The organism is Acinetobacter sp. AOR14_HL, from assembly GCF_027855175.1.
GTDB lineage: Bacteria > Pseudomonadota > Gammaproteobacteria > Pseudomonadales > Moraxellaceae > Acinetobacter > Acinetobacter calcoaceticus.
Genome location: NZ_JAKTII010000010.1, coordinates 1 through 2,138 on the forward strand (window position 1 = coordinate 1; position 2,138 = coordinate 2,138).

The 2,138-nt window shown below is 53.3% G+C and carries 1 protein-coding gene; it reads left to right on the forward strand.

Translation table 11 applies throughout. From position 1 onward, the window contains the following. Positions 1–2,138 (forward strand): hypothetical protein (locus tag MKL38_RS10150; protein ID WP_270903193.1); only part of this gene is annotated, 2,138 nt, incomplete at both ends.

Below are 2,138 nucleotides of genomic sequence, written 5' to 3' on the forward strand. Positions count from 1 at the left end.
GACTCTGACAGTGACTCTGATTCTGACTCTGATAGCGATTCGGACTCTGACAGTGACTCTGATTCTGACTCTGATAGCGATTCTGACTCTGATAGCGACTCGGATTCTGACTCTGACAGCGACTCTGATTCTGACAGTGACTCGGACTCTGACAGCGACTCTGACTCTGACAGCGATTCTGACTCTGACAGCGACTCTGATTCTGACAGTGACTCGGATTCTGACAGCGACAGCGATTCGGATAGCGACAGCGACTCGGATTCTGACAGCGACTCGGATTCTGACAGCGACTCGGATTCTGACTCTGACAGTGACTCGGACTCGGACAGCGATTCTGACTCTGACAGCGATTCGGATTCTGACAGTGATTCGGACTCTGACAGCGACTCGGATTCGGATAGCGACTCTGACAGCGACTCGGATTCGGATAGCGACTCTGACAGCGACTCTGATTCGGACAGCGATTCTGACTCTGACAGCGACTCTGATTCGGACAGCGACTCGGATTCTGACAGCGACTCGGACTCTGACAGCGACTCTGATTCGGACAGCGATTCTGACTCTGATAGCGACTCGGATTCTGACTCTGACAGCGACTCTGATTCGGACAGTGACTCGGACTCTGACAGCGACTCTGACTCTGACAGCGACTCGGATTCTGACAGTGACTCGGATTCTGACAGCGACAGCGATTCGGATAGCGACAGCGACTCGGATAGCGACTCGGATAGCGACAGCGACTCGGATTCTGACTCTGACAGCGATTCTGACTCTGACAGCGACTCGGACTCTGACAGCGATTCTGACTCTGACAGCGACTCGGATTCAGACAGCGATTCGGATTCAGACTCTGACAGCGATTCTGACTCTGACAGCGACTCTGATTCTGACAGTGACTCGGACTCTGACAGCGACTCTGATTCGGATAGTGACTCGGATTCTGACAGCGATTCGGATAGCGACAGTGACTCGGATTCTGACAGCGACTCGGATTCTGACAGCGACTCGGATTCTGACAGCGACTCTGATTCGGACTCTGACAGCGATTCGGATAGCGACAGCGACTCTGACTCTGACAGCGACTCGGATAGCGACAGCGACTCGGATTCTGACAGCGACTCTGACTCTGACAGCGACTCTGACTCTGACAGCGACTCGGACTCTGACAGCGACTCGGATTCTGACAGTGACTCTGATTCGGACAGTGATTCGGACTCTGACAGTGACTCTGATTCGGACAGCGACAGCGACTCGGATTCTGACTCTGACAGCGACTCTGACTCTGACAGCGATTCTGACTCTGACAGTGACTCGGATTCGGACAGCGATTCTGACTCTGACAGCGATTCTGACTCTGACAGTGACTCGGATTCTGACAGCGACTCGGATTCTGACTCTGATTCGGATAGCGACAGCGATTCGGATTCTGACAGTGACTCGGATTCTGACAGTGACTCTGATTCGGACAGTGACTCTGATTCTGACAGTGACTCGGATAGCGACAGCGACTCGGATTCGGACAGCGATTCAGACTCTGACAGCGACTCGGATTCGGACAGCGATTCTGACTCTGACAGCGACTCTGACTCTGACAGCGATTCGGACTCTGACAGTGACTCGGATAGCGACAGCGACTCTGACTCTGATTCGGACAGCGACTCTGATTCGGACAGCGATTCGGATAGCGACAGCGATTCTGACTCTGACAGTGACTCTGATAGCGACAGCGATTCGGACTCTGACAGTGACAGCGATTCGGACTCTGACAGCGACTCAGACTCTGACAGCGACTCGGATTCTGACAGTGACTCTGACTCTGACTCTGACAGTGACTCGGACTCTGACAGTGACTCTGATTCTGACAGCGATTCGGATAGCGACAGCGACTCGGATAGCGACAGCGACTCGGATTCTGACTCTGACAGCGACTCTGATTCTGACAGTGACTCGGACTCAGACAGCGACTCGGATTCAGACAGCGATTCGGACAGTGACTCTGATTCTGACTCGGACAGTGACTCGGATTCTGATAGCGATTCTGACTCGGACAGCGATTCGGACAGCGATTCGGACAGTGACTCTGATTCTGACTCTGATAGCGATTCGGACTCTGACAGTGACTCTGATTCTGACTCTGA